Below are 21486 nucleotides of genomic sequence, written 5' to 3'. Positions count from 1 at the left end.
CTACTTCAATTATTGGGGCCCGTAGGCGCTGGAAAAATCGGCGCTCACGCGCTTTAGAGCCTGGCACTGCAAAGGCTTCGCCCCGGGGCGGGGCTCCTACCGCATGGCGTCCAATAACCCTTGTAGGAGCAGCGCCGCTCAGGGAATAGGCTCTCGCGTGACGGCGATGTATCGGTTAACCGCACGACGATGCCATATCTCCAAACGATGAGAGATCTCCTGCCAGGCCAGAAGCAACAGAGCTATTGTTACCCGCTCTTTGGGGACGTCAAAGCCCAGCCAGTTTCAGCCAGTGCGCGTAGAAACCCTCGGCCACCTGATTCAGTAACCTGACCCTCTCGCTCAGACCTTCGCGCATCTCGGCGATGCTCTGCTGACTGGGCTGGCTAGCATCGAGCAGATGTGCCCAGTCGTCGAGCCAGAGTTCGATCAACGCCTCGGTCATTTCCGGATGCCCTTGCAACGCCAACACCTTGTCACCCCAGGCGAAGGCCTGGTTGTCGCACCAGCGGCTGCACAGCAGGGGCTGGGCGCCGTCTGGCAGCGCGAAAGTGTCGCCATGCCACTGGAAAATGCTGCACGCTTCAGGCAAATGCGCCAACCAGGGGCTATCGGCTGTTTCTGAGCGACGCTGAATACTCTGCCAACCGACCTCGGTGTAGGGCATACGGCGGATAGTGGCACCCAGTGCCTTGGCCAGCAGTTGGCCGCCCAGGCAGTGACCAATGATGGGAATGTCGCGCTCGATAAAACGCTGCAGCGCAGCCACTTCGTCGGCGATCCAGGCCAGTGGGTCGTTGACGCTCATCGGCCCGCCCATCACGGCAACCGCCTTGGGTCGCTCCAGGTCGTAACCGCGCAGTTCACCCAGATCGACACGCAACACGTCGAAGCTGCAGCCACGCACCTGCAGCACCTGCGCCAGATGGGCTGGCGGGCAATAATCGATATGAGTCAGGATCAGAACATCGGCCATGAGCACCTCCGCCGCGAAGTCTGCGCGAGAAGGATTGGCAAGTCGAGGTAGGCTGGGGTTTGAAGCCATCGGCCGGCCAGCCGGCCGATGGTCTGAGCGGATGGACGCCGCTGCATCCACATTTGAGGATGTCCTGAAAAAGCCGGCTATCGTCACTCCCGCGAAGGCGGGAGCCCAGATAATTCGCTGGTTCTGGATGCCCGCCTGCGCGGGCATGACAATTTTTTCAGTGTTTCCCTAACGCATGGCTGACGCTTTCACCTCCTGGGTAACGCCCCAGCCATCCATCTTGCCGCCCAGCGGGACGACGATGGACTCCAGGTCATGTTCAAAGGCGCCGATACCGGCATGGGTGGCGTACATCACTTTGCTGATTTGCAGGTGCCATATACCGTCCTCGCGGGCGAATATCTGGGCGTTGAGCGACTCGCCGCGAAAGTTTCTGGCCGCCATTCTGGCCCGTTCTTCGTCGGGAAAGATGGCGTAGAACTCGATCGGGTGAAACTGGGCGAAGTCGAATCCCCCTTCTTTCATCCGACGCAGCACCGACGTGCTGGAGTCTTCGTGGAAGGCTGTGCTCATAAACGACCCCCTCTCAGGCTATGGATGGATTAACCGCTTTCCCAATACGACCGTCCTAGGTACGGTGTCGCGGCCTCTACCGGAAACCTCTGAAAACACCCTGCGTTTACAGAAGCATCCAAGTGACGCCACCCCGAGAATCGAGCTGGTGCTCGATGTGTCTACTGCAAGCGTATCGACGACTGCCCGACAGAACGCCGGGCTGAAAACCGTCACCCCAAGAGTAGCCGCTAAACGCGAGATTGGCGTCGCCCAGAAAGCCTTTGTGACAAAGCCGACGACCGACGGCAATTGGCCAGCCTGCATGCCTCGCCGGAACGCACGGGCGACTCAGCCAGGCCATCAGCAACCTGTTGATCAAGCCCAGCGTGATCTACCCAGGGCTGAACACCAGGCCGAATTGCAGCCCCACCGGGCGATGCACGGTGCTGCCGTGGGCCTGCTTCCAAGCTGCTTCGGCGATCTGCTCGGCCTCCAGACGCACGCCGAGACGGCGCATCACCGGCGGACGCTTCGCCTGGCTGCGCACCATCGGCGTGTCGACGAATGGCGGCATCAGATCCCCCACGCGAATGCCGTATTCACGCCACTCCAGCTCCAGCGCCTCGGTAAGCCCACGCACGGCGAACTTGCTGGCCGAGTAGCTGGCCAGTTGCGGCACGCCATAGAGCGCCGAGGCCGAGCCCATGTTGATCACTTGCGCCGCTGACGTGACCTTGAGATAGGGATAGGCCGCATGGCAAAGATTGAGCACGCCGAGCACATTGATCTGTACCTGGCGCGTGTGCTGCTCCAGCTCGATATCGGCGAAGGCACCGGTGCGCAGAATGCCTGCGCCATTGAACAGCAGGCGCAACTGACCGCCGCTCAGCGCGCAGAAATCGCCCAGCGCGGCCTTCACTGCTGCGGCCTCGACCACATCCAGCGGCGCATGCCACGCGCCGCCCAGCTCGGCGACCAGCGCCTTTTCATCGACATCGAGCAGTCCGACACGCCAGCCCCGTGTGTGAAACAGTCGCGCGGTGGCGGCGCCAATGCCCGATGCAGCACCGCTGATGAGGATGCTGCTCATCACAAGCCCCGTTCACGGAGAAAGGCCGCCACGCGGGCAATGGCGTAATCTGCCGTACGCAACATGCCGACGTGCGCCTGGAACACGTGCCACAGCCCCGGATAACGCTCCAGGCGCACGTTCACCCCGGCCGCCTTGGCGCGCTCGGCCAGTCGCAGGCTGTCGTTGAGCAGCAACTCGTCTTCGCCCACCTGAATCAGCGTCGGCGGCAGTTGGCTGAGGTCGGCGAACACCGGTGACATGCCCGGGTCGTTGCGCGGCAGGTCAGCCGGGCAATACAGATCGGCAGCCTGTTCGATCCAGCTGGGGTGGATCAGCGGATCGCCGGCGTGCGGCTCGTGCATCTGCTCGCCAGTGAAATCGGTGGCCGGCGAGAAGCACACCAGCGCGGCGGGCGCCGGCAGACCGAGTTCGATAATGCGCAGGCAGCCGACCAGGCTCAGGTTGCCGCCGGCCGAGTCGCCGCCAATGGCGATCTGTTCAGGTCTATAACCGGCGTCCAGCTGCGCCTGGTAAGCCGCCACCACGTCATCGCGCGCCGCCGGATAGGGATGCTCCGGCGCCAGTCGGTAATCCAGCGCGCAGACCTCCAGGACACCACGCTTGGCCAGGCTGGCGCAGATGCCCCGGTGCGTATCCGGCCCGCCGATCATGAAGGCGCCACCATGCAGATAGAGCAGTTGCTAGGGTCTGCGCGCCAGAGGCTCTGCACGCGGACGCAGGGGAAAAGCCAGAATCAGCCCCTCGCCCGACGCCGGAAAGATGCCGGTCAGGGCGGTGATATTGACCTGATGGGAAACCAGCACCAACGGCGCGCCAGCAGGCAGTTGGTTGACCGAGCGAATCAGCTCGTCGGTCTGCTCGGCACCATCCTCGGGCTTGCCGAAGAACGAATCCAGCGCAGCCAATGGTTGTACCGGGCCGCGCTGCATGTTGCTGGCCGTGTCCAGCGCGCGGCACCAGCGACTACTGAGAAGCCGCGGCTGTTCGATCCCCTGACGCGCGAGCAACTCGCCCCAGCGCCGGGCCTCGGCACGCCCTTGAGCGTTGAGGTTGCGCTGGGTTTCGCAGTGCCCCAGGCGAAAGTTCGCCGGGTCGCCCGTACCCGGCGCGGTGGCGTGACGCATGAGTATCAGCGCACGACCTTCGCGCAATGCCTGCCAGGCGTCGGCGTTATCTGCCGCCACACTGAACAGCGGCAGCAGCACCAAGGCCAGCAGCCACAGGCGAGTCATATTCTGACGTTGCCGCGCGGCCCCATCAGCGCCCAGATGATCAGACCGATCACCGGCAACAGCACGATCAGCAGAATCCATAGAATCTTGATTCCAGTTTCCGCGTTGCTTTTGACCACGTTGATGATGGCCCAGATATCCAGAGCCAGGATGACCAGGCCGAGCAGCCCATTGAAGGTGGAACCCATGACGACACTCCTGTCTGAAAGGTTGCCTGCATAGGATAGTCGTTGATTGGCTGGGGTTCCCTCAGTCCCCCAGGCGCGGAAAGCGGCTGGCGATATCGTCGCCCGTCCGCTCTGGCGTCTCGTCGCCAAGGCTCAGGCGCAGCGCCAGCACGTGCGGTTCTTCACCCAGGTCGAACCAGTGACGAGTGCCGGCCGGCAGCGTCAGCAGGTCGCCACGCTCCCCCTGCAGCACATACACGTAGCCATCCAGATGCACGCTGAGCTGGGCGAAACCACCCAGGAACAACCAGGTACTGGCGCTAGACTGCACTTGCTCGTCCAAATACCGAGCGCGCAACTCCAGTTTCTGCGGATGATTGCGCTGCAGGTTGAACAGCTCCTGCTGCACATAGCCTTCCTTGCCCAGGAACGCCTGCAGCCACAGACCGTAGGCAGCGTCGAACTCGGCCTGCTCGCAACCAGGGCGCAACGCAGCCGGCAATTCCACCTGGCGATAGTCGATGTCCACCGCGGACAGGGTGCTGGCGATATCGTCGGCGTGGTTGAGAACCTTGTTCGGCAGTTCCGGGGAGGTGTGCAGGTAGACGGCGAGGCTGCTCATGGAGGGTTCACTCGATTCAGGGTCGCTCGGGCGGCAGACGGGTGGCAATGATGAAGGCTGCCAGCAAGGCTACCAGACTGGCGATGGCGAAGGTCCAGGCCGGGCCCAGGCCCTTCCAGCTGTAACCGGCATATAGCGCGCCCAACGCACCGCCGATGCCGGCCAGGCTGACATAGAGCGCCTGGGCCTGCCCCTGCTGGCGGTCCGCAAAACTGCGCTGCACGAAGTGGATACAGGCAGCATGGAACGCGCCGAAGGTGGCGGCGTGCATGCACTGCGCCAGCAGCAGCACCGGCAGGTACTGGGGCAGACTGCCCAGCAGCAGCCAGCGCACGGCGGTGATCAGGAAGCTGGCCAGCAACACGGCGCGCAGTGAATAGCGCTGCAGCAGTCGCGCCATGACCAGGAACAGCAGAATCTCCGCCACCACCCCCAACGCCCAGAACAGGCCGATGGCGCCGCGGCTGTAGCCAACACCCTCCAGGTGCAGGGTCAGGAAGGTGTAGTACGGACCGTTGCTCAGTTGCATCAGCCCGACGCAAACGTAGAACGCGAGGATGCCGGGGCGACGCAATTGGCGCAGAAAACCATCCGACTCCAGCGTGCTCGGACGCAGCACAGGCTGTGCATTGGGCACCCACAAACTGCTGGCGACGATACCAGCCATGATCACCAGCAGCGCCGCCGGATACGCATCCAGGCTCAGCCACTCGAACAGCAGGCCGAGGCCGACCACGGCGACGATGAAGCCGATGCTGCCCCACAGGCGAATCTGGCTGTAACGCGCCGCCTGCTCGCGCAGATGGGCCAGGGTGATGACCTCGAACTGCGGCAGCACTGCATGCCAGAAGAAGGCGTGAGTGGCCATGATCAGCGCCAGCCAGGCGTAGCTTTGACTGAAGAAGATGCCGGCGAAGCAGACCAGGGTGCACAGCGCGCCGAAACGTACGATCAACAGGCGCTGCCCGGTGTGGTCACCCAGCCAGCCCCACAGGTTCGGTGCCAGACAGCGCATCAGCATGGGAATGGCGATCAGCTCGCCGATCCGCGCCGGAGAAAAGCCCAGGTGGTCGAAGTACAGCGCCAGGAACGGCGCCGTACCCCCGAGCAGAGCGAAGTAGAAGAAGTAGAAGCCGGACAGCCGCCAGTAAGGCAGGGCCGCACGCGCCCAGGTCACAGCTGTGGCAGCACCGGTGTGGTGACGCGCACGTCGGCGTTCTGCGCGCGGTGACGCAGCAGGTGATCCATCAGCACGATGGCCATCATCGCCTCGGCGATCGGCGTGGCACGAATGCCCACGCAGGGGTCGTGACGGCCCTTGGTGATCACATCCACCGGGTTACCGTCGACGTCGATGGAGCGCCCCGGCGTGGTGATGCTGGAGGTCGGCTTGAGCGCCAGGTGGGCAACGATCGGCTGGCCACTGGAAATACCACCGAGAATGCCGCCAGCGTTATTGGAGAGGAAGCCCTCCGGAGTCAGCTCGTCGCGGTGCTCGGTGCCACGTTGGGCGACGCAGGCAAAGCCGGCGCCGATCTCCACGCCCTTGACCGCGTTGATGCTCATCAGCGCATGGGCCAGTTCGGCGTCGAGGCGGTCGAAGATCGGCTCGCCGAGGCCCGGCATCACCCCTTCGGCGACCACGGTGATCTTCGCGCCGACCGAATCCTGGTCACGGCGCAGCTGATCCATGTAGGCCTCCAGCTCCGGCACCTTGTCCGGGTCGGGGCTGAAGAAGGCGTTCTGCTCGACGCTGTCCCAGGTCTTGAACGGGATCTCGATGGGGCCGAGCTGGCTCATGTAGCCACGGATGACGATGCCCTGGCTGGCCAGGAACTTCTTGGCGATGGCGCCGGCCGCCACGCGCATGGCAGTTTCGCGCGCCGAGCTGCGGCCGCCGCCACGGTAGTCGCGGATGCCGTACTTGTGGTGGTAGGTGTAGTCGGCGTGGGCCGGGCGGAACAGATCCTTGATCGCCGAGTAGTCCTTGGACTTCTGGTCGGTGTTGCGGATCAGCAGGCCGATGGAGCAGCCGGTGGTCTTGCCCTCGAACACGCCGGAGAGGATTTCCACCTCGTCGTCTTCCTGGCGCTGCGTGGTGTGGCGGCTGGTGCCAGGCTTGCGGCGATCGAGGTCGCGCTGCAGGTCTTGCAGAGTAATCTCGACACCAGGCGGGCAACCGTCGACGATGGCGACCAGCGCCGGGCCATGGCTTTCGCCAGCGGTGGTGACGGTGAACAGCTTGCCGTAGGTATTGCCGGACATGGGAAGACGCTCCGCGAAATTCAGCTCAGGCCCGGCGCTGCGCAGGCCCGATTCACAAGGTGGGCGAGTATACCTGCCGATAACTTGCAGTTCACCCCGAACGGGCATTTCTAAAAACGTAAGCGAGGCAGTCAGCACAAGGCTGAAAACAGGCGAAAAGCGGAGTTTACGGGCTGTAAATGAGCATTTGAGCCTGTTTTCTAACGCAGTGATGATAACGCAGCTAGTTTTTAGAAGTGCCCGAACCTTGGCCAGCCGAACGCGTCCAACGCCAGTCTGCCACTACCTTGTTCCCATCATGCTACGAGCTCTACTCTTGTCCCTCACCCTGATCACCGGCCTGGCTCAGGCCAACACCACCCAGCAATCACCCATCAGCCTCGACACCGACCAGGGCACCCTGTACGGCAGCCTGCTGGTGCCGCAAAGCGACAAGCCGGTGCCAGTGGCGCTGCTGATCGCTGGCTCCGGCCCCACAGACCGCAATGGCAACAACCCCGAGGGCGGCCATAACGATGCACTGAAGAAGCTGGCCCAGGTCCTGGCGCGCAATGGCATCGCCAGCCTGCGTTACGACAAGCGCGGCGTCGCCGCCAGCCGCGCTGCCACGCCGGACGAAAAGGACCTCAGCGTCGAGCGTTACGTGGCCGATGTCGAAGGCTGGGCCAAGCTGCTCAGGGACGATCCGCGTTTTGATCGACTGATCCTGATCGGTCACAGCGAGGGCGCACTGATCTCCAGTCTGGCCGCGCCCGCCAGCCAGGCCGATGCACTGGTGTCCATCGCCGGCCCCGCCTACCCCGTTGGCCAGGTGCTGGATATGCAGCTGGCCATGCGCCTGCCGCCGCCGCTCCTGGCCGAGAGCAGGCACATCCTCGCCAACCTGATCCGCGGCAAGCTGCAGCCCGAGGTGCCCAAGGAACTGCAAGCGATCTATCGCCCCAGCGTGCAGCCCTACCTGATCAGCCTGCTGCGCCAGGACCCGGCGGAGAACTTCGCCGCGCTGCAGATCCCCGCCTTGATCGTGCAAGGCACCCACGATGCCCAGGTCAGCCCCGACAACGCCGAAGCCCTCAAGCAGGCCAAGCCCGATGCCGAACTGGCGATGATCGCCGGCATGAACCACGTCATGCGCATCACCCCGGCGCCCTGGAACGAACAGCTGGCGTCCTACGACGATCCGCAGCTACCCTTGGCCCGTGCGCTGGGCGAACGGATCCTGTCCTTCATTCGCTCCAGTACTGAGGAAAATGGCCGATAACGCATCGAAGGCCACCGAACGGTACACAGGACGCCCATGAGCGAAAACCCAGCCCCGCAGGCACCAGCGCCAGATGCCGAAGCTGCGACAAGCGAAACGCCTGCCGCGCCGCATCCCTGGGCGGACCTGCCAGCCGAGCAATTCAGCCTGCTGCGTCTGGCGCCACTGCCCGTCGACCGGGAAACCGGTCCGCGGCCGCTGCGCTTCGTCCAGCTTGGCCGGGTGGAACGCCACGCCAAAGACACGAGCCTACTGCGCCTGACCATCCAGGTGCCCGGCCAGAGCCTGCATCGCCAGCAAAACCTGCTGGAGGTCTGGGCCGACCATCAGCGCAAGGAAGTTCGCTTCGGCCCGGACAAGGGCCTCAGCGTAGAACCGGCCAATCGCGGCCTGGGGCGTTTTCTCATGGCTCAGGGCATTGCCTGGGCGCGCAAGCAGTACGCGCACTACCAGGTCGAGGGCGCCGCCCTGCCGACCAAGGACAATTTCAACGACGCCGCCCGCGCCCGCCGTGACCACGCGCTGAAGGCGCAGGGTTTCACCATCGAGTACAGCGACCCGTTGCAACTCAAGCCCTTCTACAGCGCACCGCGCGTCAGCTCGCTGCATGGCGACTGGCATGCAGAGAAGGTACAGATCATCGAGTTGCTGGACGCCGCGGCGATGCTGCAGCAGGCCGACCAGACGCTGCAGCAGCAGGACGTCAAACTGCGCAAGCTGGAAGATCGGCTCGAGCGTCTCAAGCGTGACGACAGTGGCCTGCGCTTCACCATCACCTGCCTGGTGGCGTTCAGCCTGTTTCAGGCGGGGTTGCTGATCTGGATCGCCACACGCTGATCCATTGCGGCGGAAGCCGCGAAAAATCAGCCCGTAAAGTAATGCCATTCAGTTGAGCCGTTGCCCTCGGTCCTTGTAGGAGCCGGCTTGCCGGCGATCCGCCATAAAAAGCATCGCCAGCAAGCTGGCTCCTACAGAAAGTGCCCCCTCCACTGTAAGTGAGAGGGGTAAAGAACTTATCTGATCAGCCTTAGCCCTACGCTCTAACAGCCCTTGGTGCGCACCGGCGAATCAGCCTTCACCCGCGAACGAAACAATGCCTGATGCTCGCGGCACTGCTTGGCCGCCAGCAGGAACACGCCATGGCCGCCACGCTGGAAGTCCAGCCAGGTGAAGTCCACCTCCGGGTACAGCGTTTCGACATGCACCTGGCTGTTGCCCACTTCGACGATGAGCACGCCACGCTCGGTCAGGTGATCGGCCGCTTCAGCCAGTATGCGTCGCACCAGATCCAGGCCATCATGACCGCAGGCCAGGCCCATCTCCGGCTCGTGCTGGTATTCGGCAGGCATGTCGGCAAAATCCTCGGCGTCGACATAAGGCGGGTTGGAGACGATCAGGTCGAAACGCTGCCCCGGCAACCCGGCAAAGCCATCACCCTGCACGCAGTACACGCGCTCCTCCAGGCCATGACGCTCGATGTTGAGGTTGGCCACCTCCAGCGCGTCGAACGACAGATCGCCCAGCACCACTTCAGCTTCGGGGAATTCGTAGGCGCAGGCGATGCCGATGCAGCCGGAACCGGTGCACAGATCGAGAATGCGCGCTGGCTCGGTTGGCAACCAGGGGGCGAAGTGACGGTCGATAAGCTCGGCGATCGGCGAGCGCGGCACCAGCACACGCTCATCGACGACGAAGGGCAAACCGCAGAACCAGGCTTCGCCGAGCAGGTAGGCGGTGGGTACGCGCTCTTCGATGCGGCGCTTGAGCAGCGTCTGCAGGTGAGCGTGCTCGTCGTCTTCCAGGCGGCAATCGAGATAGGCGTCGGAGATTTCCCAAGGCAGGTGCAGCGCGCCGAGCACCAGCTGACGCGCTTCATCCCAGGCATTGTCGCTGCCGTGGCCGAAGAACAGTTGCTCGGCCTGAAAACGACTGACGGCCCAGCGGATGTAATCACGCAGGGTACGTAAACGGGTAGTGAGAGCAGTCACGGGCGGCCTCCGGGTGAAAAGTGCGGAAGTTTAGCCCAGTGCGGGTGGCCAGCGCATGAATGAGCGGTTAACGAACATTCATGAGCGCTCGCGCTTCTTGCGCAGTGCATCGTCATCAGGACGGCGCAGCTCGCGCAGAACGGCGATGGAGAACAGAAGCCAGAAATGCGGGGAAAACTGCGACAAAAGTGACATGGCAACTCCTTTTGCGTACGACCCTGAGTCCTTCAGGGCAGTTCCGATTCTGCTCCGGCATAATGCACCGAGCAAGCCTTGGCGCAGATAGAGGTTCACAGAGCGCCCTGGCAAGCGGACAATGGCACATTATCACCATCAGCCAGGAGCCCGAGATGTCCCATCCGCAAACCATGTTCCAGCTCACCGGCCGTGGCCACGCAGCGGCCAGCCTGAGCAATGCGACCTTGCTGATCATCGATGCCCAGGAAGAATACCGCAGCGGCATACTGGCACTTCCCGGCCTGGACCCGGCACTGGCGGAGATCGCCAGCCTGCTGGCAGCCGCCCGCGCCGCCGGCACCGACATCGTTCACGTCAAGCACCTTGGCATCCCGGGCGGCCTGCTCGACCCCAGCGGCCCACGCGGTCGTCATCTACCGGAGGCAGCGCCACTGGCAGGCGAAATCGTGGTGGAAAAACGCCTGCCCAACGCCTTCGCTGGTACCGAGCTGCATGACCGCCTGCAGGCGCTCGGCCATCTTGACCTGATCGTCTGCGGCTTCATGACCCATTCGAGCGTCAGCACCACCGTGCGCGCAGCCAAGGACTACGGGTATCGCTGTACCTTGGTCGATGCTGCCTGCGCTACCCGCGACCTGCCTGCACCGGATGGCAGCGTGATCGCCGCCGCCGAGGTGCACCGCATCGAGATGATCGCCTTGGCCGACAATTTCGCCACCTTGGTGCCGCACGCCAAATCGCTGGTGTGAAACCTGAAGCAGTATCGCCAGCACTGCGGAACCCGGACGCGACCAGCCGGTCATACCGGGGATAAGCCAAAGGAAATCGGAATGAAGCTGTCCGACGATTTCGATGCACGCCGCTTGCGTCCACGCCCGCCGAAAAACTGGCGCCTGCGTATCGGAGCCGGCCTGGGCGCCCTGCTCGCTGCCTTCGGCATTCTGCTGGCGATGGCGGGTGTCGCCTCGCTGGCAGGCCGCGCGCCGGTACTGGGTACGCTCAACGACTCCACCGGCGAGGCCACCGTCCTGCTGCTCGGCCTGTTCCTGCTGTGGGCCGGGATCGCCTTCTGGCGTCGCTGCCGCAGACGCCTGCGTCGCCCCAGCGATCTAAGCCTGTCGCCATCATTGATGAAAAAGCGCGACTGATCACCCGAAAACACAGCACCAAAAACCGTAGGAGCCGGCTTGCCGGTGATGCTCTTCTTCAATCGAATTGATGATCGCCCGCAAGCGGGCTCCTACAAATTCGTCTTTCTACGCTTACACGGCCGGCATTTGGGTAAAATGCCAGCCTGTTTCGCGGAGCCACCGATGCAAGACGACGACTTTTCCCTGTTCCAGGCCGAGCTGCGCGGCGTCAAGCCGATCAAGCACGACCGCGCCGATACCGGCAAACCCAAAACTGACCGTAAACAGTTCAACACCCTGCGCCAGGCTGCAACCATCAGCCAGGGCGAGATCAAGGTGGACGGGCTGTCCGACCAGTTCGTCATCGACGTTGGCGCTGAAGACCCGCTGTACTGGGCCGGCAACGGCGTGCAGGACGGTCAGATGCGCAAGCTCAAGCTGGGCCAGATTCCGTTCGACGGCAGCCTCGACCTCCACGGCATGAGCGTCGAGAAAGCGCGACACGCTGTGGGAGTTTCTCGCCGAAGCCACCAAGTTGGAGATTCGCTGCGTACGCGTCACCCACGGCAAGGCGGTGCGCATGGATGGGCGCAAACCGATGATCAAAAGCCATGTGAACACCTGGCTGCGCCAGCACCCGCAGGTGCTGGGGTTCAGCTCCTGCCTGGCCAAGCACGGCGGCACCGGCGCGGTATACATCATCCTCAAGCGCACCATGATGGATGGTCGCGACGAGTAATCAGAGAACCTGGCACTCTTGCCAGGCCCCTGTCGGCGCCCTACCCTGCGCCCATTCGATACCCAACAGGATTTTCCATGTCCCTGGAACAACAGTACACCGCGATCCTTGGCCAGCTTGGCGAGGACGTTTCCCGCGAAGGCCTGCTGGACACGCCCAAGCGCGCCGCCAAGGCCATGCAGTACCTCTGCCGTGGCTACCAGCAGACGCTGGAAGAGGTCACCAACGGCGCGCTGTTCAGCTCCGACAACAGCGAGATGGTGCTGGTCAAGAACATCGAGCTGTATTCGCTGTGCGAGCATCATCTGCTGCCGTTCATCGGTAAGGCCCATGTTGCCTACATTCCCAACGGCAAGGTGCTCGGCCTGTCCAAGGTAGCGCGCATCGTCGACATGTACGCCCGCCGCCTGCAGATCCAGGAAAACCTCAGCCGGCAGATCGCCGAAGCAATTGAGCAGGTCACCGGCGCACTCGGCGTGGCAGTGGTCATCGAAGCGCAGCACATGTGCATGATGATGCGTGGCGTGGAGAAGCAGAACTCCTCCATGGTCACCTCGGTGATGCTCGGCGAATTCCGCAGCAACCCGGCGACCCGCGGCGAATTCCTCAATCTGGTTCGTTGACACCACTCAAGACGACGGCCGCTCACTTCGGTGAACGGCCGTCGCCGTTTAGCGTGAAAGTCGCGTAGCGACGCCTTCCTCGATGACCCTTCTCCCACCGGGAGAAGGTGGCGCGAAGCGCCGGATGAGGGTGGGCACGCCGCAAAGATCATTTGCAGTGCCGCCCGCGGCATGCCCGTTCAGGAGTTAGAAAGATGTTGCTCAAAGCCCTTCGTATCGGCCTGGGTCAGCTCGTCGTGTTCGCCGACTGGATCAGCCGCCCGCGCAAGCTAAAGCGCAGCCCCGAGGCGCAAGCCGAGGTCGAGCGCGCCACGGCCAACCTGGCGCTGTACCAGTTCCACGCCTGCCCGTTCTGCGTCAAGGTCAGGCGCAGCCTGCACCGCCTCAACCTGCCGGTGCAACTGCGCGACGCCAAGAACAACGCCGAACATCGTCAGGCACTGGAGCAGCACGGCGGCCGCATCAAGGTGCCGTGCCTGCGCATCGAGGAAAACGGCCAGAGCACCTGGCTGTACGAGTCCAAGGCGATCATCGCCTATCTGGATCAGCGCTTCGCCGGTTGAGCCGCGCTTTCGTAGGAGCCGGCTTGCCGGCGATGCTTCTGCATAAAGGATCGCCGGCAAGCCGGCTCCTACAGATTCTGGGTTCGACACCTAAATTCATGCAATCCGGGAGCCTTGGAGCTACCCTGCACCGGTCATTTCGCGGCTGAAGCCGCTCCTACAAGATCGGCGTATCTTCGCCTGCCTCTTCAGGCGCGAGTTCTGCTCGCGAACAGCGCCTACGCCTCGATACCGTAGACTTTGAGCTGGTCGAGGAACTGCGCTTCGTCCAGCACCTTCACCCCCAGCTCGCTGGCCTTGGCCAGCTTCGAGCCGGCACCTGGCCCGGCAACCACGCAGTGGGTCTTGGCCGAGACAGAACCGGCCACCTTGGCGCCCAGGCTCTCCAGCTTTTCCTTGGCGACGTCGCGACTCATCACCTCCAGCGTGCCGGTGAGCACCCAGGTCTGGCCGACCAGGGGCAGACCTTCGGCAACTTTCTTCTCGCTTTCCCAGTGCATGCCGAAATCGCGCAGTTGCTGCTCGATAGCGCGCGCGAGCTGGGCGTTATCGGCATTGTCGAAAAACTCGCGTACAGCCTTGGCCTGTTTCTCCGGCAGGGCCTGACGCATGTCCAGCCAGTCGCCGCCAAGCACACCCTCCAGACTGCCAAAACGCTCCGCCAGCTTCTGCGCCGCTCCGGGGCCGACACTCGGAATGTTCAGCTTATCGAGCATGTCCCCAAGGGTGGCGACGGCCGAGAACTCGGCGCTCAGCTCACCCTCTTCCTGCAGTTCGAGACCGCATTCGCCCAGCAAGGCGCTGATCACCTGCTGATTGTGTTCATCCTCGAAGAAGCTGTGGATCTCGTGCGCGACCTCCAGACCAATATCCGGCAGATAGGTCAGCACTTGCGGCAGTGCCTTGCGCACTCGCTCCAGCGAGGCCAGGGAGCGCGCCAGCACCTTGGCGGTTTCCTCGCCCACATCGGGAATACCGAGCGCATAGATGAAGCGCGCCAGGGTCGGCCGCTTGCTGTCCTCGATGGCCTTCAGCAGCTTGTTGCTGGAGACTTCGGCGAAGCCTTCCAGGCCGATGATCTGTTCGAAGGTCAGCTTGTACAGGTCAGCCGGCGAAGCAATCAGCTTCTCGTCCACCAGTTGCTCGATGGTCTTGTCGCCGAGGCCTTCGATATCCATGGCACGGCGCGAGACGAAGTGGATGATCGCCTGCTTGAGCTGCGCCTGGCAGCTCAGGCGACCGACGCAGCGATACACCGAACCTTCGCTGACCGATTCCTTGCCCTTGCTGCGCTTGACCAGTTGCGTGCGCTCCACCGCCGAGCCGCACACCGGGCATTGCTCGGGAATGTGCACCGGGCGCGCGTTCTCCGGGCGACGCTCGGGCACCACGGCCATCACCTGCGGGATCACGTCGCCAGCACGGCGGATGATCACCGTGTCGCCGATCATTACACCCAGGCGTGCCACCTCATCCATGTTATGCAGGGTAGCGTTGGCCACCATCACACCGGCCACCTTGACCGGATTCAGACGCGCCACTGGCGTCACCGCACCGGTACGCCCGACCTGAAATTCCACGTCGAGCAGTTCGGTCAGCTCTTCCTGCGCCGGGAACTTGTGGGCGATGGCCCAGTGCGGGGTACGCGCGCGGAAACCCAGTTGCTGCTGATCTTCGATATTGTTGACCTTGAACACCACGCCATCGATGTCATAGGCCAGGCTCATGCGCCGCTCGGCGATATCTCTGTAGTAATCCAGGCAGGCCTCGACGCCCTTGGCCAGCTTCAGTTCGCGACTGATGGGTACGCCCCAGGCCTTGAGCTGCTGCAGCATGGCCACCTGGGTGCCCGGCAGCTCGCCGCTGACCTGACCAACGCCATAGCAGCAGAACTCCAGCGGGCGGCTGGCAGTGATCTTCGGGTCGAGCTGACGCAGGCTGCCGGCAGCGGCGTTACGCGGGTTGGCGAAGGTCTTGCCGCCGCTCTCGGCCTGGCGTGCGTTGAGCTCCTCGAAACCGGACTTGGGCATGAACACCTCACCGCGTACCTCCAGCACCTGCGGCCAGCCCTCACCCAGCAGCTTGAGCGGCACGTTGCGGATGGTGCGCACATTGCTGGTGATGTCTTCGCCGGTACTGCCGTCGCCGCGCGTGGCGCCGCGCACCAGTTGGCCGTTCTCGTAGCGCAGGCTGACGGCCAGGCCGTCGAGCTTGGGTTCGCAGCTGTACTCGATCTCGGCGCCGCCGCCGAACAGGTCGCCGCCCTGTACGCCGAGGCCGTTCTGCACGCTGCGGTCGAAGGCACGCAGATCGTCCTCATCGAAGGCGTTGCCCAGGCTGAGCATCGGCACTTCATGGCGCACCTCGCCGAAGGCGCTGAGCGCCTCGCCGCCGACACGCTGGGTCGGCGACTCCGGCGTGACCAGTTCCGGGTGCTCGGCTTCCAGCGCCTGCAGCTCGCGGAACAGTCGGTCGTACTCGGCATCGGGAACGCTCGGCTCATCCAGCACGTAGTAACGGTAGTTGTGCGCGTCCAGTTCGTTGCGCAGTTCGGAAATACGTTGGGCGGCGTCGGTCATGCTCGGTCTCTCAAACGAAAAGAGCAGCCTTGGCTGCTCTCTTTCGACTTCGTGTACGGGTCAGCGTTTCTGGGTCAGTTGCCGGCGCTCGAATTCGACGATGCGCTGGCGATAGTGTTCGATGGTCTGCGCAGTCATCACGCTGCGCTGGTCGTCCTTCAGCTCACCGCCCAGTTCATGGGCCAGCTTGCGCGCGGCCGCGACCATGACGTCGAAGGCCTGCTTGGGGTGACGCGGGCCAGGCAGACTGAGGAAGAAACTCACCGCGCGGGTGCTGAAGCCTTCGATATCGTCGAGATCGAAGGTGCCCGGCTTGAGTGCGTTGGCCATGGAGAACAGCACCTCGCCATTACCCGCCATGCTTTCGTGACGATGGAAGATGTCCATCTCACCGAAGCGCAGACCGCTTTCGAGGATGTTCTGTAGCAGCGCCGGGCCCTTGAAGCCGAAGTCGTCGCGGGCGACCACGTTGATCACCAGCACCTCTTCTACCGGTGCGGCATCGGCAGCCGGCTTGGAGGCTTTCTTCGGTTCGACGGGTTCGTCATCGACCGGGTTGAGCAGAGTCGGCACCGGCTCATCGACAGCCAGATTGAGGTCGCCCTGTTGCGGCTCGTTGCGTGGACGACGTGGCAGGTCCTTGGCGCTCATCGACGGCAGTTCGTCTTCGTCTAACTGCGGCTCGTGGTCGCGATTTACCACACGTGGCGTACTGAGCAAATCTGGGTCACTGTCGTCATCAGGCATGTTGGCGAAGCTGCGATCGAGCCTGAATTTGAGCTTGCCCTTGCCACCGCGCATACGGCGCCAGCCGTCGAAAAGGATGCCAGCGATAACGATGATGCCAATAACGATCAGCCACTCGCGCAGACCGAATTCCATGAAATACCTGACCCTTAAAAATTCTGGTGAAAAAAAGATCCAATCAACCGGATCACAACTCAACTATAAAACGCGGCGCCAACTTGATGTTCTATCTGACGTTTTCCGCGTGTAACAAAAGTGGGCAATAAGCTAGCACGACGAAAGGCAACTTTACACAGGGAGCCGCATAAGGTTTTGTCTGTATTCAGTTAATCTCGCGGCGCTCTGCCATCACGCCTCCACCATCGCCAGCGCCTCCTCGACATCCACCGCCACCAGACGCGAGCAACCCGGCTCGTGCATGGTGACCCCCATCAACTGATCGGCCATTTCCATGGCGATCTTGTTGTGGGTGATGTAGATGAACTGCACCGTGGCTGACATCTCCTTGACCAGTCGCGCGTAGCGCCCGACGTTGGCATCGTCCAGCGGTGCATCCACTTCGTCCAACATGCAGAACGGCGCCGGATTGAGCTGGAAGATGGAAAACACCAGTGCCAAAGCGGTCAACGCTTTCTCTCCACCGGAGAGCAAATGAATGGTGCTGTTCTTCTTGCCCGGGGGCCGCGCCATGATGGTCACACCGGTATCGAGTAAATCTTCGCCAGTGAGTTCCAAATAAGCGTTGCCGCCACCGAAAACTTTTGGAAAGAGCGCCTGCAAACCGCCATTGATCTGATCGAAGGTATCCTTGAAACGATTACGCGTTTCCTTGTCGATCTTGCGGATGACGTTCTCCAGGGTTTCCAACGCTTCGACCAGATCCGCGTCCTGCGCATCCAGGTAGCGCTTGCGCTCGGACTGCTGCTGATACTCGTCGATGGCCGCGAGGTTGATCGGACCGAGACGGGCGATGCGTGCGGCCATGCGCTCCAGCTCTTCTTCCCAGGCGCTTTCCGTGGCTTCGGCCGGCAACGTGGCGATCACCCCGTGCAGATCGTAGTTGTCCTCGGCGAGCTGATCGGCCAGCGCCTTGCGCCGCACGTTGAGCGACTGCCAGTCCATGCGCTGCTGCTCCAACTGGCCGCGCAGCAGTTGCGCCTGCTGCTCGGCCTGGGTGCGGCGCTTCTCGGCATCGCGCAGTTCGCGGTCGGCGTCCTCCAGCGCCAGGCGTGCCTGGCGTAGTTCGTCGTCCACCGCCATACGCCGTTCGAGCAGTTCCTCGAGCTTGATACGCAGCTCTTCCAGTGGCGCCTCGCCCTCTTCCAGGTTCAGCGACAGTTGCTCGCGCCGCTCGTGCAGACGCTCGGCTTGCATTTCCAATCGTTCCAGCGCCTGGCGGGTAGAGTCGTGCTGCGCCTTGAGCGAGCCGACGCGCACCGCCAGTTGATGAGCGTGATCCTTGTGCTGGCGAGCCTCCTGGCGCACCCGGTCGAGGCGCTCACGCAGGCTGTCGCGGCTGGCTAGCAGGCTTTCGCGCTGCTCGTTATCCAGCGCCATGGCGTCCAGCGCGTCCTGCAATTGCAGACGCGATTCGCCCAGTTGCTCCTGCTCGATCTCGCGCTGCTCGGCCGCTTCCTGCAGCTCATCCTGCAGACGGCGACGGCGCAGACCCAGTTGCTCGGCCTTGGCCTGACTGGCGGACAGCTTTGCCTTCAGCTCACTCAACTGCCGCGCCAGTTCCTGGCCCTGGCGACGCAGTTGCTCACGCCGCTCTTCCTGGCGACGTTGTTCGTCGCGCAATACCAGCAGGCGTTCATCCAGCTGCGCCAGTCCCGCCTCACCCTCCTCGCGCTCAAGCTGCAGACGCTCAAGTTCCTGGCCACGCGCCAGCACACCGCTGTCCGCCTCGGCAGCGCGGCGCACACGCAGAAAGTGCCGGCCAACCCAGTAACCGTCGCGGCTGATCAAGCTCTCGCCTTCAGCCAATTGCGCACGAGCAGCCAGGGCCTGCTCCAACGACTCGACCGGCCGCACGCCGGCCAACCAGGGCGCCAGATCATGGCTCGACTCGACCTTGTCCAGCAGGCTGCCGGCACGACGCGTACCGCCTTTGCCGGGATTGACCAGGCGCAGCTCGCCCTGCTCCAGCGCGGAGAAATCCAGGCCAGCAAAATCATCCAGCAGCACGGCCTGCAGATCGGCGCCAAGCACGGTCTCCACCGCCAGCTCCCAGCCGGCCTCGACACGCAGGCCTTCGGCCAGACGCGGGCGTTGCTGCAAGCCCTGCTCGCGCAGCCACTCGCCTGCGCCCTGCCCCGGATCGAGCGCAGCTTGTTGTAACGCCTCCAGCGACGCCAGGCGACCGTTCAACCGCTGCAGTTCGCCTTGCGCCTGCTGCTGAGCCTGGCCAGCCTGCTGCAATTCCTCGCGCAGTTGCTGCAGGCGTTCGGCCTGCTGCTCTTCGGTCAGTTGCAGCGCTTCCTGCTCCAGCTCACCCGCTGCAAGCTGTTCGTTCAATTCGAGAATGGCGGCGTCTTCCGGGTCGGCCACCAGTTGCTGCAATTCTTCGTTCAGGCGCCGCTGGCGTTCGGCCACACGTTCCAGGCTCTGCTCCAGCTGGGCGATGCGCGACTGCTGTACTTCGGCCTGACGGCGCGGCTCGGCGCTGCGCTGGTTGAAGCTGTCCCATTGCTCCTGCCAGCCATGCATGGCGGCCTCGGCCTCTTCCAGCGCGGCGGCGGATTCCTCGGCTGCGGCGGCGGTCATCTCCTGCTCGGGCAGGAGCATCTCCAGTTCTTCGCCGAGGGTGGCCAGCAAGGTGCGGTCGTGGCCGAGGTGCGACTCGGTCTCCAGGCGCGCCTTTTCCGCCTCACGCAGGTCGTCCTGCAACTGACGCAGGCGCTGCTGACCGTGCTGGATGCTCTGTTCGACGCGGGCGATATCGCCACCCACCGAGTAGAAACGGCCCTGAACCAGATTGAAGCGTTCCGACAGCTCGTGATGTCCGTCGCGCAAGCGTTCGATACTGGCATCGGCGCTGCGCTGCTCGGCCACCAGCGCCTCGAAGGCCACTTCCTGATCGCCGATCACCTGCTCGCGGCTGCCGACCTGCTGGTTCAGCGTCTGCCAACGCAGGGCCAGCAGTTGCGCCTTGAGTTGGCGCTCCTCGGCCTTGTATTCCTGGTACTTCTCCGCCGCCTGAGCCTGACGGTGCAGGCGTTCGAGCTGGCGTTCCAACTCTTCACGCAGGTCGGTCAGGCGCGCCAGGTTTTCCTGGGTGCGGCGGATGCGGTTCTCGGTTTCGCGGCGGCGCTCCTTGTACTTGGAGATACCGGCCGCTTCCTCGATGAAGTTGCGCAGCTCCTCGGGTTTGGCCTCGATCAGCTTGCTGATCATGCCCTGCTCGATGATCGAGTAGCTGCGCGGGCCCAGACCGGTGCCGAGGAAGATGTCGGTAATGTCGCGGCGGCGGCACTTGGTGCCGTTGAGGAAATAAGTGTTCTGCCCGTCGCGAGTCACCCGACGGCGGATGGAAATCTCGGCGAACGCCGCGTATTCGCCCACCAGCGAGTTGTCGCTGTTGTCGAAGATCAGCTCGATGGAGGCCTGGGTCACCGGCTTTCGCGTGTTCGAGCCGTTGAAGATGACGTCGGTCATCGACTCGCCACGCAGGTTCTTCGCCGAGCTCTCGCCCATCACCCAGCGCACGGCGTCGATGATGTTCGACTTGCCGCAACCGTTGGGGCCGACCACGGCCGCCATGTTGCTGGGAAAGCTCACCGTCGTCGGATCGACGAAGGACTTGAAGCCCGCCAGCTTGATGCTCTTCAGGCGCATCGGGGCTTAGCGCTCGGTCAGGGTCGCCAGCACTAGCTGGCAGTTGTGCTGACCGTAAGCCTGCAGCACTTCGCGTGCGCGTTCGTGGTCACGGGCGATGATCGCCTGCAGCAGGCTGGCGAAGGTGTTCATGAACTGGCCCATCTCACCTTTGCGCCGTTCCAGCGCCAGATGATAGGTGCGGCTGATGGCCGGCAGCAGATTCTCCAGGGTTTCCTGCAGGTAGGGATTGTCGGCGAAGGGAAAGGCCGCGCGCATCACATCGAAACTGTTCTCGACGAAGGCGCTGATATCGTCGCGCTCGAGGCTGTCCTGCAGGCGGTTTTTGATCTCGATGAACGGCGCCAGATCGGCCTCCACCTGCCAGCGTTCGATCACCGCGCGGGCCAGCATGGCGTACAGCTCGATGCTCAGCGCATAGAGACTGGTGACGTGGTGCGGGGTCAGTTCGCTGACCTGGGCACCGCGGCGCGGTAAGATCACGATCAGGTGGCGGCGCTCGAGAATCAACAGGGCTTCGCGTACCGAGCCACGACTGACGTTAAGGGCCTGGGTAACTTTCTGCTCCTGGATACGTTCGCGCTCCTTGAGCTCACCGCGAATGATCCGCTCTGCCAGGTAATGGGCAATTTGCTCGGCGAGGCTGTCCAGGGCCTTGAACGTCATGACATTCCTTAAGTTGCGTCGATCCAGAGGCAGGCGGTCGAGTCTGAGAGCCCCGCTGCAGCTGGGCAGGAGCACGAAAATTCGACGGCGAGTTTAACACAGGGCGCATCCGGGCCAAGCGTACGGCATGACACTTGCTGCATGAATGGCCAGATTCACGGATCAGGCTGCCAAAATCATACTGACTTTCAGGTCAGAAATTTATTGACCCAAAAGTCAGATAATTCTAGATTGCC

General features: G+C 63.2%; 20 protein-coding genes and 1 pseudogene. 7 read left to right on the top strand and 14 right to left on the bottom strand.

Features of this window, described 5'->3' with window-relative positions; all coding sequences use genetic code 11:
- Positions 1-268: 268 nt before the first annotated feature.
- From DBO86_RS20045 to aroC, 9 genes are all read right to left on the bottom strand, one after another.
- Positions 269-976 (bottom strand): type 1 glutamine amidotransferase, encoded by a 708-nt coding sequence (locus DBO86_RS20045; protein ID WP_039964691.1) that lies wholly within the window; start codon positions 974-976, stop codon positions 269-271.
- A gap of 237 nt (positions 977-1213) precedes the next feature.
- Entirely contained in the window at positions 1214-1558 is a 345-nt protein-coding gene (locus DBO86_RS20035) for a ribonuclease E inhibitor RraB (protein ID WP_003460887.1), read from the bottom strand.
- Positions 1559-1931: 373 nt separating this feature from the next.
- Positions 1932-2630: an SDR family oxidoreductase gene (locus DBO86_RS20030; protein ID WP_108234639.1), complete on the bottom strand. Its 699-nt coding sequence runs from the start codon at positions 2628-2630 to the stop codon at positions 1932-1934.
- Entirely contained in the window at positions 2630-3310 is a 681-nt protein-coding gene (locus tag DBO86_RS20025) for an alpha/beta hydrolase (RefSeq protein WP_425266812.1), read from the bottom strand. The genes DBO86_RS20030 and DBO86_RS20025 overlap by 1 nt, the downstream gene beginning before the upstream one ends.
- 3 nt (positions 3311-3313) lie before the next feature.
- The gene (locus DBO86_RS20020) at positions 3314-3865 is read right to left on the bottom strand and encodes a histidine phosphatase family protein (protein ID WP_108234637.1); all 552 of its coding nucleotides are present in this window, start codon (positions 3863-3865) and stop codon (positions 3314-3316) included.
- Positions 3862-4053, bottom strand: a complete 192-nt coding sequence (locus DBO86_RS20015; protein ID WP_003460883.1) for a PLDc N-terminal domain-containing protein — start codon at positions 4051-4053, stop codon at positions 3862-3864. Before DBO86_RS20015 ends, DBO86_RS20020 begins: the two co-directional genes overlap by 4 nt.
- Before the next feature lie 61 nt (positions 4054-4114).
- On the bottom strand, positions 4115-4654 hold the full coding sequence (locus DBO86_RS20010) for an acireductone dioxygenase (RefSeq protein ID WP_108234636.1): 540 nt from the start codon (positions 4652-4654) through the stop codon (positions 4115-4117).
- Positions 4655-4670: 16 nt separating this feature from the next.
- Complete coding sequence (locus DBO86_RS20005) at positions 4671-5831, bottom strand: MFS transporter (protein ID WP_108234635.1); 1161 nt, start codon at positions 5829-5831, stop codon at positions 4671-4673.
- Positions 5828-6919: a chorismate synthase gene (gene aroC, locus DBO86_RS20000; RefSeq protein WP_003460880.1), complete on the bottom strand. Its 1092-nt coding sequence runs from the start codon at positions 6917-6919 to the stop codon at positions 5828-5830. Before aroC ends, DBO86_RS20005 begins: the two co-directional genes overlap by 4 nt.
- 298 nt (positions 6920-7217) lie before the next feature.
- Between aroC and DBO86_RS19995 the strand changes: the two genes are divergently transcribed.
- Entirely contained in the window at positions 7218-8180 is a 963-nt protein-coding gene (locus DBO86_RS19995; protein ID WP_039964689.1) for an alpha/beta hydrolase, read from the top strand.
- A gap of 36 nt (positions 8181-8216) precedes the next feature.
- Positions 8217-9017 carry a hypothetical protein gene (locus tag DBO86_RS19990; protein ID WP_108234634.1) on the top strand — a complete coding sequence of 267 codons (801 nt, stop codon included), beginning with the start codon at positions 8217-8219 and terminating at the stop codon, positions 9015-9017.
- Positions 9018-9220: 203 nt separating this feature from the next.
- Here the strand turns inward: DBO86_RS19990 and prmB are convergent, their stop codons facing one another.
- Positions 9221-10168: a 50S ribosomal protein L3 N(5)-glutamine methyltransferase gene (gene prmB, locus DBO86_RS19985; protein ID WP_108234633.1), complete on the bottom strand. Its 948-nt coding sequence runs from the start codon at positions 10166-10168 to the stop codon at positions 9221-9223.
- Between the two features lie 350 nt (positions 10169-10518).
- On the opposite strand from prmB, the gene DBO86_RS19980 reads away from it, so the two are divergent.
- The 5 genes and pseudogenes from DBO86_RS19980 (at position 10519) to DBO86_RS19960 (ending at position 13421) form a co-directional block, all read left to right on the top strand.
- Complete coding sequence (locus DBO86_RS19980) at positions 10519-11115, top strand: cysteine hydrolase family protein (protein ID WP_108234632.1); 597 nt, start codon at positions 10519-10521, stop codon at positions 11113-11115.
- Between the two features lie 81 nt (positions 11116-11196).
- Positions 11197-11514: a hypothetical protein gene (locus DBO86_RS19975; RefSeq protein ID WP_108234631.1), complete on the top strand. Its 318-nt coding sequence runs from the start codon at positions 11197-11199 to the stop codon at positions 11512-11514.
- A 165-nt stretch (positions 11515-11679) separates the two neighbouring features.
- Positions 11680-12235, top strand: a pseudogene (locus DBO86_RS19970) (Smr/MutS family protein).
- A 77-nt stretch (positions 12236-12312) separates the two neighbouring features.
- Positions 12313-12858, top strand: coding sequence for a GTP cyclohydrolase I FolE (folE, locus tag DBO86_RS19965; protein WP_003460872.1), 546 nt, complete (start codon positions 12313-12315; stop codon positions 12856-12858).
- 194 nt (positions 12859-13052) lie between these two features.
- Positions 13053-13421, top strand: coding sequence for a glutaredoxin family protein (locus tag DBO86_RS19960; RefSeq protein WP_003460871.1), 369 nt, complete (start codon positions 13053-13055; stop codon positions 13419-13421).
- 218 nt (positions 13422-13639) lie between these two features.
- Here DBO86_RS19960 and ligA read toward each other — a convergent pair whose 3' ends face one another.
- From ligA to DBO86_RS19940, 4 genes are all read right to left on the bottom strand, one after another.
- Positions 13640-16000 (bottom strand): NAD-dependent DNA ligase LigA, encoded by a 2361-nt coding sequence (gene ligA, locus DBO86_RS19955; protein WP_108234630.1) that lies wholly within the window; start codon positions 15998-16000, stop codon positions 13640-13642.
- 60 nt (positions 16001-16060) lie between these two features.
- Positions 16061-16882: a cell division protein ZipA gene (gene zipA / locus DBO86_RS19950; RefSeq protein ID WP_074857903.1), complete on the bottom strand. Its 822-nt coding sequence runs from the start codon at positions 16880-16882 to the stop codon at positions 16061-16063.
- 213 nt (positions 16883-17095) lie between these two features.
- Positions 17096-20584, bottom strand: a complete 3489-nt coding sequence (gene smc, locus DBO86_RS19945) for a chromosome segregation protein SMC (protein WP_108234629.1) — start codon at positions 20582-20584, stop codon at positions 17096-17098.
- Positions 20585-20590: 6 nt separating this feature from the next.
- Positions 20591-21250: a GntR family transcriptional regulator gene (locus tag DBO86_RS19940; protein WP_108234628.1), complete on the bottom strand. Its 660-nt coding sequence runs from the start codon at positions 21248-21250 to the stop codon at positions 20591-20593.
- Positions 21251-21486: the final 236 nt, after the last annotated feature.

Origin of the sequence: Ectopseudomonas oleovorans (genome assembly GCF_003052605.1) — a bacterium.
Classification (GTDB): Bacteria; Pseudomonadota; Gammaproteobacteria; order Pseudomonadales; family Pseudomonadaceae; genus Aquipseudomonas; species Aquipseudomonas oleovorans_A.
The sequence above is the reverse complement of the archived record's forward strand: the minus strand, read 5'-3'. Positions and strand labels throughout refer to the sequence as shown.

Coding starts and splice junctions, on each gene's coding strand:
- DBO86_RS20045 (WP_039964691.1), bottom strand. CDS start 976: ATGGCCGATGTTCTGATCCTGACTCATATCGATTATTGCCCGCCAGCC.
- DBO86_RS20035 (WP_003460887.1), bottom strand. CDS start 1,558: ATGAGCACAGCCTTCCACGAAGACTCCAGCACGTCGGTGCTGCGTCGG.
- DBO86_RS20030 (WP_108234639.1), bottom strand. CDS start 2,630: ATGAGCAGCATCCTCATCAGCGGTGCTGCATCGGGCATTGGCGCCGCC.
- DBO86_RS20020 (WP_108234637.1), bottom strand. CDS start 3,865: ATGACTCGCCTGTGGCTGCTGGCCTTGGTGCTGCTGCCGCTGTTCAGT.
- DBO86_RS20015 (WP_003460883.1), bottom strand. CDS start 4,053: ATGGGTTCCACCTTCAATGGGCTGCTCGGCCTGGTCATCCTGGCTCTG.
- DBO86_RS20010 (WP_108234636.1), bottom strand. CDS start 4,654: ATGAGCAGCCTCGCCGTCTACCTGCACACCTCCCCGGAACTGCCGAAC.
- aroC (WP_003460880.1), bottom strand. CDS start 6,919: ATGTCCGGCAATACCTACGGCAAGCTGTTCACCGTCACCACCGCTGGC.
- DBO86_RS19995 (WP_039964689.1), top strand. CDS start 7,218: ATGCTACGAGCTCTACTCTTGTCCCTCACCCTGATCACCGGCCTGGCT.
- DBO86_RS19990 (WP_108234634.1), top strand. CDS start 8,217: ATGAGCGAAAACCCAGCCCCGCAGGCACCAGCGCCAGATGCCGAAGCT.
- DBO86_RS19980 (WP_108234632.1), top strand. CDS start 10,519: ATGTCCCATCCGCAAACCATGTTCCAGCTCACCGGCCGTGGCCACGCA.
- DBO86_RS19975 (WP_108234631.1), top strand. CDS start 11,197: ATGAAGCTGTCCGACGATTTCGATGCACGCCGCTTGCGTCCACGCCCG.
- folE (WP_003460872.1), top strand. CDS start 12,313: ATGTCCCTGGAACAACAGTACACCGCGATCCTTGGCCAGCTTGGCGAG.
- DBO86_RS19960 (WP_003460871.1), top strand. CDS start 13,053: ATGTTGCTCAAAGCCCTTCGTATCGGCCTGGGTCAGCTCGTCGTGTTC.
- ligA (WP_108234630.1), bottom strand. CDS start 16,000: ATGACCGACGCCGCCCAACGTATTTCCGAACTGCGCAACGAACTGGAC.
- zipA (WP_074857903.1), bottom strand. CDS start 16,882: ATGGAATTCGGTCTGCGCGAGTGGCTGATCGTTATTGGCATCATCGTT.
- smc (WP_108234629.1), bottom strand. CDS start 20,584: ATGCGCCTGAAGAGCATCAAGCTGGCGGGCTTCAAGTCCTTCGTCGAT.
- DBO86_RS19940 (WP_108234628.1), bottom strand. CDS start 21,250: ATGACGTTCAAGGCCCTGGACAGCCTCGCCGAGCAAATTGCCCATTAC.